16 protein-coding genes are annotated in these 14192 nt (G+C 69.1%); 1 reads left to right on the top strand and 15 read right to left on the bottom strand.

Going from position 1 to position 14192, the window contains the following annotated elements:
• Window positions 1-152 precede the first annotated feature (152 nt).
• The 8 genes from folP to ppsA form a co-directional block, all read right to left on the bottom strand.
• Window positions 153-1025: a dihydropteroate synthase gene (folP, locus tag NFT33_RS03510; RefSeq protein ID WP_244954461.1), complete on the bottom strand. Its 873-nt coding sequence runs from the start codon at window positions 1023-1025 to the stop codon at window positions 153-155.
• Between the two features lie 105 nt (window positions 1026-1130).
• Window positions 1131-1583: a 50S ribosomal protein L9 gene (rplI, locus tag NFT33_RS03505; RefSeq protein WP_220785345.1), complete on the bottom strand. Its 453-nt coding sequence runs from the start codon at window positions 1581-1583 to the stop codon at window positions 1131-1133.
• A gap of 13 nt (window positions 1584-1596) precedes the next feature.
• Entirely contained in the window at window positions 1597-1881 is a 285-nt protein-coding gene (gene rpsR, locus NFT33_RS03500; protein WP_037477724.1) for a 30S ribosomal protein S18, read from the bottom strand.
• 13 nt (window positions 1882-1894) lie between these two features.
• Window positions 1895-2200 (bottom strand): primosomal replication protein N, encoded by a 306-nt coding sequence (gene priB / locus NFT33_RS03495; RefSeq protein ID WP_037477726.1) that lies wholly within the window; start codon window positions 2198-2200, stop codon window positions 1895-1897.
• A 43-nt stretch (window positions 2201-2243) separates the two neighbouring features.
• Window positions 2244-2606 (bottom strand): 30S ribosomal protein S6, encoded by a 363-nt coding sequence (gene rpsF, locus NFT33_RS03490; RefSeq protein ID WP_037477728.1) that lies wholly within the window; start codon window positions 2604-2606, stop codon window positions 2244-2246.
• A 93-nt stretch (window positions 2607-2699) separates the two neighbouring features.
• The gene (locus NFT33_RS03485) at window positions 2700-4811 is read right to left on the bottom strand and encodes a sodium:solute symporter family protein (RefSeq protein WP_251673182.1); all 2112 of its coding nucleotides are present in this window, start codon (window positions 4809-4811) and stop codon (window positions 2700-2702) included.
• The gene (locus NFT33_RS03480) at window positions 4808-5068 is read right to left on the bottom strand and encodes a DUF4212 domain-containing protein (RefSeq protein WP_251673180.1); all 261 of its coding nucleotides are present in this window, start codon (window positions 5066-5068) and stop codon (window positions 4808-4810) included. The genes NFT33_RS03485 and NFT33_RS03480 overlap by 4 nt, the downstream gene beginning before the upstream one ends.
• A gap of 163 nt (window positions 5069-5231) precedes the next feature.
• On the bottom strand, window positions 5232-7631 hold the full coding sequence (gene ppsA, locus NFT33_RS03475; protein ID WP_220785339.1) for a phosphoenolpyruvate synthase: 2400 nt from the start codon (window positions 7629-7631) through the stop codon (window positions 5232-5234).
• Between the two features lie 250 nt (window positions 7632-7881).
• On the opposite strand from ppsA, the gene ppsR reads away from it, so the two are divergent.
• Window positions 7882-8703 carry a posphoenolpyruvate synthetase regulatory kinase/phosphorylase PpsR gene (gene ppsR, locus NFT33_RS03470; protein ID WP_149503268.1) on the top strand — a complete coding sequence of 274 codons (822 nt, stop codon included), beginning with the start codon at window positions 7882-7884 and terminating at the stop codon, window positions 8701-8703.
• A gap of 3 nt (window positions 8704-8706) precedes the next feature.
• Here ppsR and NFT33_RS03465 read toward each other — a convergent pair whose 3' ends face one another.
• Genes NFT33_RS03465 through NFT33_RS03435 form a run of 7 tightly spaced genes read right to left on the bottom strand, consistent with a single transcriptional unit; the run spans window position 8707 to window position 14178 of the window.
• Window positions 8707-9486 (bottom strand): TrmH family RNA methyltransferase, encoded by a 780-nt coding sequence (locus NFT33_RS03465; protein WP_149503267.1) that lies wholly within the window; start codon window positions 9484-9486, stop codon window positions 8707-8709.
• A complete protein-coding gene (rnhB, locus tag NFT33_RS03460; protein WP_376744118.1) occupies window positions 9483-10151 on the bottom strand; it encodes a ribonuclease HII in 669 nt (222 codons plus the stop codon). The genes NFT33_RS03465 and rnhB overlap by 4 nt, the downstream gene beginning before the upstream one ends.
• Window positions 10123-11271: a lipid-A-disaccharide synthase gene (gene lpxB, locus NFT33_RS03455; RefSeq protein WP_251673178.1), complete on the bottom strand. Its 1149-nt coding sequence runs from the start codon at window positions 11269-11271 to the stop codon at window positions 10123-10125. The genes rnhB and lpxB overlap by 29 nt, the downstream gene beginning before the upstream one ends.
• An 18-nt stretch (window positions 11272-11289) precedes the next feature.
• A complete protein-coding gene (lpxA, locus tag NFT33_RS03450) occupies window positions 11290-12078 on the bottom strand; it encodes an acyl-ACP--UDP-N-acetylglucosamine O-acyltransferase (protein ID WP_251673176.1) in 789 nt (262 codons plus the stop codon).
• A gap of 20 nt (window positions 12079-12098) precedes the next feature.
• Window positions 12099-12536: a 3-hydroxyacyl-ACP dehydratase FabZ gene (gene fabZ, locus NFT33_RS03445; RefSeq protein ID WP_149505196.1), complete on the bottom strand. Its 438-nt coding sequence runs from the start codon at window positions 12534-12536 to the stop codon at window positions 12099-12101.
• Between the two features lie 56 nt (window positions 12537-12592).
• On the bottom strand, window positions 12593-13654 hold the full coding sequence (gene lpxD, locus NFT33_RS03440; protein WP_251673174.1) for a UDP-3-O-(3-hydroxymyristoyl)glucosamine N-acyltransferase: 1062 nt from the start codon (window positions 13652-13654) through the stop codon (window positions 12593-12595).
• Window positions 13651-14178 carry an OmpH/Skp family outer membrane protein gene (locus NFT33_RS03435; RefSeq protein ID WP_251673172.1) on the bottom strand — a complete coding sequence of 176 codons (528 nt, stop codon included), beginning with the start codon at window positions 14176-14178 and terminating at the stop codon, window positions 13651-13653. Before NFT33_RS03435 ends, lpxD begins: the two co-directional genes overlap by 4 nt.
• Window positions 14179-14192 lie beyond the last annotated feature (14 nt).

Genomic DNA, 14192 nt, shown 5'->3' with positions numbered 1-14192 from the left:
GGGTCGAGTGCCTCTCCTGCCGCTGGCAAGGAAATGCCCTCGAGAAACATTTCATTACACAAGCGGGTCACCGATTGTCGCCGCAGGCGGATGAAGCCCGCGCGACTCTTTCCTTAACTAACAGCCTTTGCATGCGGTGGGCATGGGATGGATCAGGTTTCGGCACGCGGCAGCAGATCTGCAGCCTGCCAGACCTTCAGCGCATCGGCCGTCTCGGCCACATCGTGCACACGCACGATGCGCGCGCCGCAGTGGGCGGCAGCCAATGCCGCCGCCACGCTGGCCGCCAGGCGCTCGCCCACCGGTCGTCCGCCGGTGACCGCACCGAGCGAGGACTTGCGCGACCAGCCCGCCAGCACCGGCAGGCCCAGCGCCAGCAGCGCCTGCTGGCCGCGGATCAGCGCGAAGTTGTCCTCGACCCGCTTGCCGAAGCCGATGCCCGGATCGAGCACGATGCGCTCGCGCGCCACGCCGCGTGCCTCCAGCTCGGCCACCCGGCCGGCCAGATGCGCGACCACCTCGGCGACGACATCGTCATGGTGCGGAGCCAGCTGCATCGTGCGCGGCTCGCCCGTCATGTGCATCAGGCACAGGCCGCAGGACGGATGGGCCGCAACCGCATCGACCGCACCAGGGGCGCGCAGCGCGGCGACATCGTTGACGATGTCCACGCCCAGATCGAGCGCACGGCGCATCACCTCCGGCTTGCAGGTGTCGACCGACACCGCCACGCCCAGGCCGAGTGCATGGCGCAGCACCGGCTCGATGCGCCGCCATTCCTCGTCGACCGGCACCGGCTCAGCCCCGGGCCGGGTCGACTCGCCGCCGATGTCGAGAATGTCCGCGCCCTGCCCGATCAGCGTCTCGCAATGCCGCAGCGAGGCCGCCGGATCGCGCCCGCCATCGGAGAAGGAATCCGGCGTGGCATTGACGATGCCCATGATGCGCACCCGATCGAGGGCAAGCACATGGCGGGTGGTGCGCCAGACCGGCGCGCCCTCAGGTCGGAACAGCGGCATGGACATGGTCGGAACAGATCAGATCAGGTCGGAACAGGTCGGCGGAAACGAAAAAAGGCCGGCGGATGCCGGCCTCTTGCAGATGACTCCGGCGCACCGGAATCAGGCTGGTCAGTCGGTCTCGCCGACGACAGCCACGGTCACGTCGACCACGACATCGTGGTGCAGCGCGATCGCGACGGTCTGCTCGCCGACGACCTTCAGCGGGCCGTTGGGCAGACGCACCTGCGCCTTGACGATCTCGACGCCTTGCGACTTCAGCGCTTCGGCGATGTCGGCGTTGGTCACCGAACCGAACAGACGGCCGTCGACGCCAGCCTTCTGGCTGATGGTGACGGTCTTGCCGGCCAGCTTCTCGCCCTGGGCCTGAGCGGCGGCCAGCTTTTCAGCCTGGGCCTTTTCCAGTTCGGCGCGGCGGACTTCGAATTCCTTGATGGCCTTCTCGGTGGCACGGCGTGCGGCACCGGTCGGGATCAGGAAATTGCGGGCATAGCCGTCCTTGACCTTGACGACATCACCCAGCACGCCCAGATTGGCGACCTTTTCGAGCAGGATCACTTGCATCGCGTTTCTCCTCTCAGACCTTGTGCTGGTCGCTGTACGGCAGCAGCGCCAGGAAACGGGCGCGCTTGATCGAGGTGGTCAGCTGACGCTGGTAGATCGCGCGGGTGCCGGTCAGGCGGGCCGGCGTGATCTTGCCGTTCTCGCCGACGAAGTCGCGCAGGATGTCGAGATCCTTGTAGTCGATCGACTCGACACCGGCGACGGTGAAACGGCAGAAACGCTTGCGCTTGAACAGCAGCGACTGCTGGTTGCGCTTGACCTTGCGGCCCTTGGAAAACTTGCTGCGCGGCGGGGGCATGAGGACCTCCTGATTACGGTGCGGATGTGTGAGGAACGGATTGGAACGAACTGATATGGAACATGACGCCACGACCACTGCGCTGCTTGCCGAGAAAGCCCTGGAACAGGGCCTCCTGGCCGACCTGCAGCTGCTGCAGTCGCCCGGCCGTCTCGCCGATGGCGGTCGCATGGATCTCCAGAGCGACCTGCCGAGGCATTCCGGCATGCTCGACCTGCGAGGCATGCGCCAGGCGGACATCGAGCGCCGGCAGACCGGCCGGGGTGTGGCGCAGCGCGGCGCGCTCGACGACGGTGGCCTGAAGAACAAGCTGGTTCATCGCGGTCGGTCGCGGGGTCGCGTGCGGCGTCAGGAACCGGATATCAGGCGCTCGCCTCCTGCTGGGACTTGCGCGCTTCTTCCTTCTCGACGCGCTTCATCATCGACGACGGGCCGGTCTCGGCCTTGTCGCGACGCACCGTCAGGTGACGCAGCACGGCATCGTTGAAGCGGAAGCCGGTCTCGATCTCAGCCAGGGTTTCCTTGCTGCACTCGATGTTCAGGCACAGGTAGTGCGCCTTGGCCAGCTTGTTGATCAGGTAGGCGAGCTGGAAGCGACCCCAGTCCTCGACACGGTGGACCTGGCCGCCCGAAGCGGTCACCAGGGCCTTGTAGCGTTCCAGCATGGCCGGAACCTGCTCGCTCTGGTCCGGGTGGACCAGCAGGACGATTTCGTAGTGACGCATTGCAACTCCTTGGGGATTCCTGTTGCGGAAGCCGCCCCGCAGCGTCTGTCACGGGTGCAGCAAGGGAAGAAAAGCCTGCGAGTATAGCGCGAATCAGCCCTTGCCGGAAAGAGGATCGCGCAGACGCGCCACCACCGCCAGCTGCTCCGGCCCGGGCCGGGCGGTCAGCAGGCTGACCAGCACCAGCACCAGCGCGCCCGCGGGCACGCCGAAGACGCCCGCAGCCACCGGATCGATGCCCCACCAGCGGCAGTCGGCCAGCGGCCAGGTGATGCCGAACATGCGGCGCAGCACCTCATGGTTGGTCACCATGTAGAAGACGCACACCAGCAGCCCGGTCAGCATGCCCAGCACCGCGCCGGTGCGGTTGGCTCGCTGCCAGAAGATGCCCAGCACCAGCGCCGGGAAGAAGGCCGCCGCCGCCAGCGAGAAGGCCGCCGAGACGAACTGCAGGATGTCGGCGAAGCGCATCGAGGCCAGGAAGGCCGCCATCAGCGCCACCACCAGCACCAGGAACTTCGACAGCATCACCCGGCGCATCGCCGGTGCGCGCGGGTTGACGAAGCGGAAGTAGAAGTCATGCGACAGCGCATTGGAAATGGTCAGCAGCAGGCCGTCGGCGGTCGACAGCGCCGCGGCCAGACCGCCGGCGGCCACCAGATAGGTCACCACCAGCGGCAGCCCGCCGATCTCGGGCGCCGCCAGCACGATCACGTCGCCGCCCAGGTGCAGCTCGGCGAGCTGCAGCAGGCCGTCGCCGTTGATGTCCTCGACCGAGACCAGCGAGGGGTCGAGCTTGGCCCAGCGCCGGATCCAGCCCGGCAGCTGGTCGAAAGGCAGGCCGACCAGATTGGTGAAGACCTCGTACTTGACCATCACCGCCAGGGCCGGCGCGGCCAGGTACAGCAGCGCGATGAAGAACAGCGACCAGCCGACCGAGCGGCGCGCCTCGCTGACCGAGGGCGTGGTGTAGTAGCGCGTGAGCACATGCGGCATCGCCGCGGTGCCCAGCATCAGGCACAGCACCAGGGCCAGGAAGTTGCGCCGGCCCTCCTCGTAGTCGCGCCGCTGCTGGGCATCGCCTCGCGGGTCTCCGGCCACCAGCGGCTGGGCCTGGGGCGGCAGCCCGCCCAGCGGCCGGGCGCGCTGCAGCGCCTCCTCGTACTCGCGCTGATAGACCTGGCGAGCCTCCTCCTCGGTCTGCGGCCGGGTCAGCAGGCGACGCTCGACCTGCTGGATGCGAGAGGGCGCGGCGTCGGCCGCCTGCAGCGCCCGGGCCTGCGCCGTCAGCGTCTCGACATCGTCGGCCATGGCCTGGCGCACATCGTCGAGCTTGTGGCGGGCATCGGCCGCACGCACCTCGAGCTGGCGGATCACCGCCAGCTCGGCCGGATCGTCCTTGAGCATCTGCTCGCGCAGCGAGACATGCTCGAGCTGCTGGCCATAGGAGAACAGCGGGAAGGGACTGCCGGTCTGGTTCAGCGACAGCCAGACCACCGGCGTCAGGTAGGCGATGATCAGCACGATGTACTGCGCCACCTGGGTCCAGGTGACCGCACGCATGCCGCCCAGGAAGGAGCACACCAGCACCCCGCCCAGCCCGACGAAGATGCCGATCTCGAAGCTGAAGCCGGTCAGGTGCGAGGTGATCAGCCCGACGCCGTAGATCTGCACCACCACATAGACGAAGGACACCAGCGTCACCGCGATCACCCCGACCAGCCGAGGCCAGGTGCCGCCATAGCGCGCCCCCAGGAACTCGGGAATGGTGAAGCAGCCGAGCCGACGCAGATAGGGCGCCAGCAGCAGCGCGACCAGGCAGTAGCCCCCGGTCCAGCCCAGGATGTAGGCCAGACCGGCAAAGCCCTGCAGATAGAGCACGCCGGCGGTGCCGATGAAGGAGGCGGCCGACATCCAGTCGGCCGCGGTGGCCATGCCGTTGTAGACCGCCGGCACCCGACGGCCGGCGACGTAGTACTCGGCCTCGTCGGTGGTGCGCGACATCAGGCCGATGGCCGCATAGACCGCGACGGTGGCGATCAGGAAGGTGCCGCCGATCCAGCTGCGCGGCCAGCCCGCATGCTCGAGCGCCGCCAGCAGGCCGACGAACACCAGCACGCACAGGGTGTAGAAGGCATAGCGCCGGTTGAGCGTGCGGGTGAAGACCCGCGTTTCCTCGGAGGTCGACAGATCCGGCCCCGTCATGACACGCGGGCGCCGGACTCGGCCTCCGCGCAGCGCCGCTCGAGGCGGTCCATCACCCAGCCATGGCCGACGATGATCAGCAGATAGACGGCGATCGCACCCTGGGTCGCCCACCAGTAGCCCGCCGGCATGCGCCCGACCCGCCAGGCGTCAAGCGCCGACGACCACCACGACACCGCCAGGGTGACACCGAACCACAGCACCAGCCCCAGCACGGTCCAGAGACGCACCCGTCGCCAGTACACCCTTGCTCTCATGGCCGATTCGCCCACCTTCTCGCCTTGCATGCTTGTCACCTCGGCGTGAATTGTGCGCGCATGCATCCCCCGGTACCACGGGACTGACACCAAGAGGCCGACAGGGCCCGCCCTGCCGGACGAGCCCTCGATGAGGTCGGATCAGTGCCGGATCAGCACCCGATCAGCGCTTGGCCAGACGCTGCCAGGTGTCGACCACCGTGTCGGGGTTCAGCGAGATCGACACGATGCCTTCCTGGGCCAGCCAGTCGGCGAAGTCGGGGTGGTCGCTGGGGCCCTGGCCGCAGATGCCGATGTACTTGCCGCGGGCGCGGCAGGCGGCGATGGCGCGCGCGATCAGCGCCTTGACCGCCGGATCGCGCTCGTCGAAGTCGGCCGCCAGCAGCTCCAGGCCGGAGTCGCGGTCCAGACCCAGCGTCAGCTGCGTCAGGTCGTTCGAGCCGATCGACATGCCGTCGAAGAACTCCAGGTAGTGCTCGGCCAGGATGGCGTTGCTCGGGATCTCGCACATCATGATCAGGCGCAGCTCGTTCTGGCCGCGCTTGAGGCCCTGCTCGGCCAGCATGTCGACGACGCGCTCAGCCTGCTTCAGGGTGCGCACGAAGGGCACCATGATCTCGACGTTGGTCAGGCCCATGTCGTTGCGCACGCGCTTGAGCGCCTCGCACTCCATCGCGAAGGCCTCGCCGAACTCCTTGCTGACATAGCGCGCCGCGCCGCGGAAGCCCAGCATCGGGTTCTCTTCCTCCGGCTCGTAGCGGCTGCCGCCGATCAGCTTGCGGTACTCGTTGGACTTGAAGTCCGACAGGCGCACGATCACCGGCTTGGGCCAGAAGGCCGCGGCGATGGTGGCGATGCCCTCGGTCAGCTTGTCGACATAGAAGGCACGCGGGCTGGCGTGGCCGCGCGCCACCGACTCGACCGCCTTCTTCAGGTCGGAATCGATGTTCGGATAGTCGAGGATCGCCTTCGGGTGCACGCCGATGTTGTTGTTGATGATGAACTCGAGTCGGGCCAGGCCGACGCCGGAGTTCGGCATCTGGCAGAAGTCGAAGGCCAGCTGCGGGTTGCCGACGTTCATCATGATCTTGACCGGCGAGTACGGCAGCTCGCCGCGCTGCACCTCGCTGACCTCCATCTCGAGCAGGCCGTCGTAGATGTAGCCGGTGTCGCCTTCCGAGCAGGCGACCGTGACCAGCTGGCCGTCCTTCAGCAGCTCGGTGGCGTCGCCGCAGCCGACCACCGCCGGGATGCCCAGCTCGCGGGCGATGATCGCCGCATGGCAGGTGCGCCCGCCGCGGTTGGTGACGATGGCGCTGGCGCGCTTCATCACCGGCTCCCAGTTCGGGTCGGTCATGTCGGTGACCAGCACGTCGCCGGGCTGCACCCGCTCCATCTCGGAGATCGAGTGGACCAGGCGGACCGGGCCGGTGCCGATCTTCTGGCCGATCGCGCGGCCTTCGGCCAGCACGATGCGGTCAGCGCCCTTGAGCTTGTAGCGGTGCTCCACCTTGCCGGCGGCCTGGCTCTTCACCGTCTCGGGACGGGCCTGCAGGATGTAGAGCTGGCCGTCGACGCCGTCCTTGCCCCACTCGATGTCCATCGGGCGGCCGTAGTGCTGCTCGATGATCAGTGCGTAGCGGCCCAGCTGCGTGACCTCCTCGTCGGTCAGCGAGTAGCGGTTGCGCAGCTCAGGCGGCGTGTCGGTGGTCTTGACCAGCTTCTTCGTGGCAGCCTTTTCCTCCGGCGTGGCGAACTCCATGCGGATCAGCTTGGAGCCGAGGTTGCGGCGGATGACCGCGGACTTGCCGCGCTGCAGCGCCGGCTTGTGGACATAGAACTCGTCCGGGTTGACCGCGCCCTGCACCACCGTCTCGCCCAGGCCATAGCTGGAGGTGATGAAGACCACGTCCTGGAAGCCCGACTCGGTGTCCATCGTGAACATCACGCCGGCCGCGCCCAGGTCCGAGCGCACCATGCGCTGGATGCCGGCCGACAGCGCCACATCCGCGTGCGCGAAGCCCTTGTGCACGCGGTAGGAGATCGCCCGGTCGTTGTAGAGCGACGCGAACACTTCCTTGATCTTGTGCAGCACGTCCTCGATGCCGACGACGTTCAGGAAGGATTCCTGCTGGCCGGCGAAGGAGGCATCGGGCAGATCCTCGGCGGTGGCCGACGAGCGCACCGCGAAGGACGCCTCCGGGCTGCCCTCGGTCAGGCGAGCGAACTCGGCACGGATCGCCGCCTCGAGGTCGGCCGGGAACGGCGCGCTCTCGACCCAGCCACGGATCTCGGCACCGGCCTCGGCCAGCGCGCGCACATCGTCGGTGTTCAGGTTGTCGAGGCGGGCATTGATCTTGCCGGTCAGGTCGCTGGCCTTCAGGAACTCGCGGAAGGCGTGAGCGGTCGTGGCGAAGCCGCCGGGCACGCGAACGCCCGAGGCCGCCAGCTGGCTGATCATTTCACCGAGGGAGGAATTCTTGCCGCCGACCGTGTCGACGTCGGTCATCCGCAGCTGCTCGAACGGGACGACCAGGGCGGTTTCCAGATGGGTTGAAGACATGACAAAGCTCCATGATGTAGAAAAACCGGAGCTTCCGGGCCGGACCGGTCCCCGCGGCGCAGAAGGCAGCCAGGGCAGACGGGAACGGTGGCGGCGCGGCCAGTCACCCGACGCGCTTGTCGTCGTTCTGGGTGGGCGTGGGCGGGGCGGCGCGGCATCGGCAGTGGAAGCGAATTGCCGGCCATTCTAGGGTCATCCCGGCCTATCATGTACCCGACATGTACCCTTAAGCATCAATACGCATCTGCTCATGCCCAACCGCACAGTCTTCTTCGTTTCCGACGGCACCGGCATCACCGCCGAGACCTTCGGCAAGTCGATCCTCGCCCAGTTCGCGACCAAGCCACGCCATGTCCGGCGCCCCTTCATCGACACCGAGGACAAGGCCGAGCAGGTGGTGCGGGAGATCAACATGACGGCTGCGCAGGAAGGCGTGCGCCCGATCGTGTTCATCACGCTGGCCAACGAGCTGGTGCGCGAGCGGCTGACCGCGGATGCCAACGCGCTGGTGCTCGACATGTTCCGCACCTTCGTCGAGCCGATCGAGGCCGAGCTGGGCATGAAGAGCAACCACCGCGTCGGGCGCTTCTCCGATGTCGCCAAGAGTCAGGAGTACCACGACCGCATCGAGGCGATCAACTTCTCGCTGGCGCATGACGACGGCCAGTCGGCGCGCAATCTGGCCGAGTCCGACGTGATCCTGGTGGGCGTGAGCCGCTGCGGCAAGACGCCGACCTCGCTCTATCTGGCGATGCAGCACGGCATCAAGGCCGCCAACTGCCCGCTGATTCCCGAGGACTTCGAGCGCGGCAAGCTGCCCACGATGCTGCTGCCGCACCGCCACAAGTGCTTCGGCCTGACGATCGACGCCGACCGGCTCAGCCAGATCCGCAACGAGCGCCGCCCGGGCAGCAAGTACGCCGCGCTGGAGAACTGCCGCTACGAGATCAACGAGGCCGAGGCGATGATGAAGCGCGAGGGCATCGCCTGGCTGTCGTCGACCCACAAGTCGATCGAGGAGATCGCCACCACCATCCTGCGCGATCTGCGCCCGGACCGGCTGATCTACTGAAGCTCAGCGGCGCGACTGGCGGGCCGACTCGTACAGGCAGATCGCGGTGGCTGCGGCCACGTTGAGCGACTCCTCGCCGCCAGGCTGCGGGATCGTCACCGTCAGCGCGCAGCGCGCCATCAGCTCCGGGCCCACGCCCTGCCCTTCGTGGCCGAAGACCCAGGCACAGGGGGCGGGCAATGCCAGCTGGTCGATCGCGGCCGCGGCATGCGAGCTGGTGGCCACCAGCGGCACCGCCAGCGCGTCCAGATCGTCAGGCGCCAGCGCCTCGACCAGATGCAGCGCGAAGTGCGCGCCCATGCCGGCGCGCAGCACCTTCGGCGACCACAGCGCCGCGCTGCCCTTCATCGCCAGCACCTGGCGCACGCCCAGCGCCGCAGCGCTGCGCAGGATGGTGCCGACATTGCCGGGATCCTGCAGCCGGTCGAGCACCACGGTGGCCACGCCGGGCAGCGGCTGCTGGCCGCTTGAGGGCAGGTCGATCAGGAAGCCGATCGGCGCGGGCGACTCCAGCGAGCTGATCTCGGGCAGCAGCGCGTCGTCGATCACGACGATCTCGGCGGCCTGCAGCGCCAGCTCGCGCGGCCCCGGCTGCAGCCAGGCCGAGGCGCCGACCACCGCCAGCGCCGCCCGTCCGCCCCGCGCCAGGAAGGCACGCGCCAGATGATCGCCCTCGAGCCAGACCTGGCCGAGGCGCCGGGAGGCGGCCGGCTCGGTGGCCAGCCGGTGCAGCGTCTTGACCAGCGCATGCGCGCGCGAGCTGATGTGGCGGGGTTCTCTCATCGGGGGCTTCGGCAGGCGTGTTCGAGCTCGGCGCGGCGCACCGGGGCATAGGAGCGGCGATGCTGCTCGCAGGGCCCGAGGCGCCTGAGCGCGTCGAGATGGGCGGCGGTCGGATAGCCCTTGTGGACATCGAAGCCGTAGCCCGGGTGGAGGGTGTGCAGCTCGGCGCAGAGCCGGTCGCGGTGGACCTTGGCCAGGATGGAGGCCGCCGAGATGGCGGCGACCTTGGCATCGCCCTTGACGATGGCCTCGGCCGGGATGCGCAGCGTCGGAATGCGGTTGCCGTCGACCAGCACCCTGGCCGGGCGCAGGCGCAGGCCCTCGACCGCGCGGCGCATCGCCAGCATCGTCGCGTGCAGGATGTTGAGCCGGTCGATCTCCTCGACGCTGGCCTCGGCGATGCAGCAGGCCAGCGCCTTGGCGCGGATCTCGTCGAAGAGCCGCTCGCGCCGGCGTGCGGTCAGCGCCTTGGAGTCGCCCAGGCCGTCGATCGGCTGCAGCTCGTCCAGGATGACCGCCGCGGCCACCACCGGCCCGGCCAGCGGGCCGCGCCCGGCCTCGTCCACGCCGGCCATCAGGCCGGGACGATCGAAGACGAAGGCGAACTGCGCAGGCTCGGGCACAGCCGCCTCGCCATCAGCGGCCGAGGACCTGCGCGACCGCATCGCTGGCCCGGCGCGCCGTGTCCTGGCGCAGCAGATGATGGAGTTCGGCGAAGCGCTGGCCGACGCCCTCGCAGCGCGAGGGGCGGTCCAGCCACTGCTGCGCCGCCTGCGCGACCGCCTCGGGCGTGCAGGAGTCCTGCAGCAGCTCCGGCACGACGAAGCCGCGCAGCAGGATGTTGGGCAGGCCGACCCAGGGCTGGTAGGCCATGCCCTGCATGCGGATCCACGACAGCCAGTGCATGCTGTAGGTGATGACCATCGGCCGCTTGAACAGCGCCGCCTCCAGCGTGGCGGTGCCGCTGGCGATCAGCGTCAGGTCGCAGGCGGCCAGCGCCTCGTGCGAGCGGCCGTCGAGCACCTGCAGGTCGAACTGGCCGGCGAACTTCGCCACCATCGGATCGAGCAGGTCGCGCACCCCGCGCATGGCCGGCAGCACGAAGCGCAGGTCGGGGTTCTGCTTGGCCAGCCGCGCCGCCGCACCCAGCAGGGCCGGGGCGATGTGGCGCACCTCGCCGCGCCGGCTGCCCGGCAGCAGCGCGATCACGCGCGCATCCAGCGGCAGGCCCAGCGCGGTGCGGGCCGCCTCGCGCGGCACCTCCAGCGGGATCGCGTCGGCCAGCGGATGGCCGACATAGCTCGCGGCGATGCCGGCGCGCTGGTAGATCTCCGGCTCGAAGGGGAACAGGCACAGCACATGGTCGACCGCCTCGCGGATCTTGTGGATCCGCCCGCCCCGCCAGGCCCAGATCGACGGGCTGACGAAGTGGATGGTCCTGGTGCCGGCCTTCTTCAGCCGGGCCTCCAGGCCGAGGTTGAAGTCGGGCGCGTCGACCCCGATGAAGGCGTCGGGGCGCTCCTTCAGCAGCCGGTCGCCCAGTTCGGCGCGCAGCGCGAACAGCCGGCGCAGCCGCAGCAGCAGCTCCAGGCTGTAGCCGTGCACCGCCAGCAGGTCGTAGTTCCACCAGGCGTCGAAGCCCTGGGTCTGCATCTGCGGGCCGCCCAGCCCGAAGGACTGCAGCGCCGGCCAGCGCTGCTTCAGCCCGCCCAGCAGCAGCTGGGCGAGCAGGTCGCCGGAGGGCTCGCCGGCCACCATGCCCAGGCGCGGATCGCTCATCGTCATCGTCAGCCTGTCGACCCGTCAGCGCACGATGCCCCGGCCGGCCGAGGCCAGGAAGTCGAGCATCATCGCGATGTCGGCCTCGGCCTCGGGATGCTCGGCGCGCAGCGTCTCGATCTCGGCGCGGGCGGCCTCCAGCGTCAGGCCCTTGCGGTAGAGCGCGCGGTACATCTGCTTGACGGCCAGGATGCGCTCCGGGCCGAAGCCGCGGCGCTTGAGGCCTTCCTGGTTGAAGCCGTGCGCCTCGCAGGGGTTGCCCGCCACCATCACGAAGGGCGGCACGTCCTGCGCGATGCGCGAGGCGAATCCCGCCATCGCGTGCGCGCCGACCCGGCTGAACTGGTGCACGCCGGTGAGTCCCCCGAGGATCGCCCAATCGCCCACCCGCACATGCCCGGCCAGCGTGGTGACATTGGCCATGATGGTGTGGCTGCCGATGCGGCAGTCGTGCGCCACATGCACATAGGCCATGATCCAGTTGTCGTCGCCGATGCAGGTGACGCCCTCGTCCTGGACGGTGCCGGTCGAGACGGTGCAGAACTCGCGGAAGGTGTTGCCGTCGCCGATCTCCAGCCGCGTGGGCTCGCCGGCGTACTTCTTGTCCTGCGGGTCCGAGCCCAGCGAGCAGAACTGCCAGATGCGGTTGTCGCGACCGATCGTGGTGTGGCCCTCGATCACGCAGTGCGGGCCGATGGTGGTGCCCGCGCCGATCTCGACATGCGGACCGACGATCGTGTAGGGGCCGACGACGACCGACTCATGCAGCCGGGCCGCCGGATCGACCACCGCGGTGGAATGGATCTGCGTCATGAACGAAGCGACCGGGGACTTCAGCCGACGCGGCGCATCGTGCACATCAGCTCGGCCTCGGCGGCGAGCATGCCGTCGACGGTGGCGCGGGCGCTGTACTTGTAGATGCCGGCACGCACCCGGTCGACCGTCGACTCGAGGATGAGCTGGTCGCCCGGCTCGACCGGACGCTTGAAGCGCGCACCGTCGATGCCGGCGAAGTAGACCACCATGTCGTCGGTCAGCTGCTCGCCCATCGAGGTGAAGGACAGCAGCGCCGAGGTCTGCGCCAGCGCCTCCAGGATCAGCACGCCCGGGAAGACCGGCCGGCGCGGGAAGTGGCCGGTGAAGATCGGCTCGTTGAAGGTGATGTTCTTGACCGCGCGGATGCTCTTGTGCAGCTCGATGTCGAGCACCCGGTCCACCAGCAGGATCGGGTAGCGGTGCGGCAGCTTCTTCATGATCTGATGGATGTCCATCGTGATCGGGGTGCGCTGCGGCGTGGCGGAGGTCTCGTCGGACGGGTTCGTCGTGCTCATGATGTCTTGCTTTGCTTCTCGAGGGCGCGGATGCGGTCGCGCAGGGTGTGCAGCTGCCTCAGCGTGGCGGCATTGCGCTCCCAGGAGGCGTTGTCGTCGATCGGGAAGATCCCGCTGTAGTGGCCGGGCTTGCGCAGGCTGTGCGTGACCACGCTGGTGGCCGAGACGGTCACGCCGTCGGCGATCTCCAGATGGCCCAGGATGTTGGCGCCGCCGCCGATCGCGCAGCCGCGCCCGATGCGGGTGCTGCCGGCGACACCGGTGCAGCCCGCCATCGCGGTGTGCTCGCCGATGCGCACGTTGTGGCCGATCTGGATCAGGTTGTCGAGCTTGACGCCCGCGCCGATGAGGGTGTCGTCGAGCGCACCGCGGTCGATGCAGGTGTTGGCGCCGATCTCGACATCGTCGCCGATGACGACGCCGCCGAGCTGCTCGATCTTCTCCCAGCGGCCCTGGTCCGGCGCGAAGCCGAAGCCGTCGGCGCCCAGCACCACGCCGCTGTGCAGCAGGCAGCGCGCACCGATGCGGGTGCCGGGCATCAGCGTGACCCGCGGCGCCAGCCGGGTGCGCTCGCCCACCCGCACGCCGGCGCCGACGAAGCCCAGCGGCCCGATCACCGCCCCATCGCCGATGACCGCACCGGACTCGATCACCGCCTGCGCGCCGACCGAGACGCCCTCGCCCAGCACCACATCCGGCGCGACCACCGCGCTCGGGTGAATGCCGGCCGGCGCGACCGGACGGGTGCGCGCGGCCCACCACTGGGTGAGCCGTGCGAAATGCAGGTAAGGGTCGGGCACGACCAGCGCGACGCAGCCCGGGCGCACCGCGTCGCGCGCCGCGGCGGACACGATGACGCAGCCGGCGTCGGTGTCCGCCAGCTGGGCGCGATAGCGCGGATTGGCGAGAAAGCTGATCGTGCCGGCGTCGGCGCCCTGCAGCGGACCGATGCGGCGGATCAGCCGCTCGCCCGGTTCGGGCACCGAGGCATCGGCGACGAGTTCTCCCCCGAGCCCGGCCTGCAGCTCGTGCAGGCGCACGGAGAAGTCGGGCGTCACTTGGCCGGCGCGGCGTTCAGGGCCTTGATCACCTTGTCGGTGATGTCCACGCGCGGACCGGCGAAGACCACCGGATCCTGCAGGATCAGGTCGTACTTCTCGCTGTCGAAGATCTGCTTGATGACCTTGTTGGCGCGGTCGACCACCGCGGCCAGCTCTTCGTTCTTGCGCTGGTTCAGGTCTTCCTGGAACTCGCGGCGCTTGCGCTGCAGGTCGCGCTCCTGCTCGACCAGATCGCGCTGGCGGCGTGCACGCTCGGCCTCGGCCAGCGTGACCTGATCCTTCTCGAACTTGTCGGCGGCGGCCTTCAGCCGCGCGGCGGCATCGTTGAGCTCCTTCTCGCGGCGGCCGAACTCGGTCTCCAGCTTGGCCTGCGCGGCCTTGGCCGGCGCGGCGTCGCGCAGCATGCGGTCGCTGTTGACATAGCCGATCTTGAGCTCCTGAGCGACCGCACCGGCCGGCGCCGCAAGCAGGGCCACCGCGGCAGCCGCAGCGGCTGCGGCGGCGGACAGGCGGGCGATCATCGGGCGGAAGTGTG

This window comes from Sphaerotilus sp. FB-3 (assembly GCF_023706025.1).
GTDB lineage: Bacteria > Pseudomonadota > Gammaproteobacteria > Burkholderiales > Burkholderiaceae_C > Sphaerotilus > Sphaerotilus sulfidivorans.
This window is presented reverse-complemented; position numbering and strand designations above follow the sequence as displayed.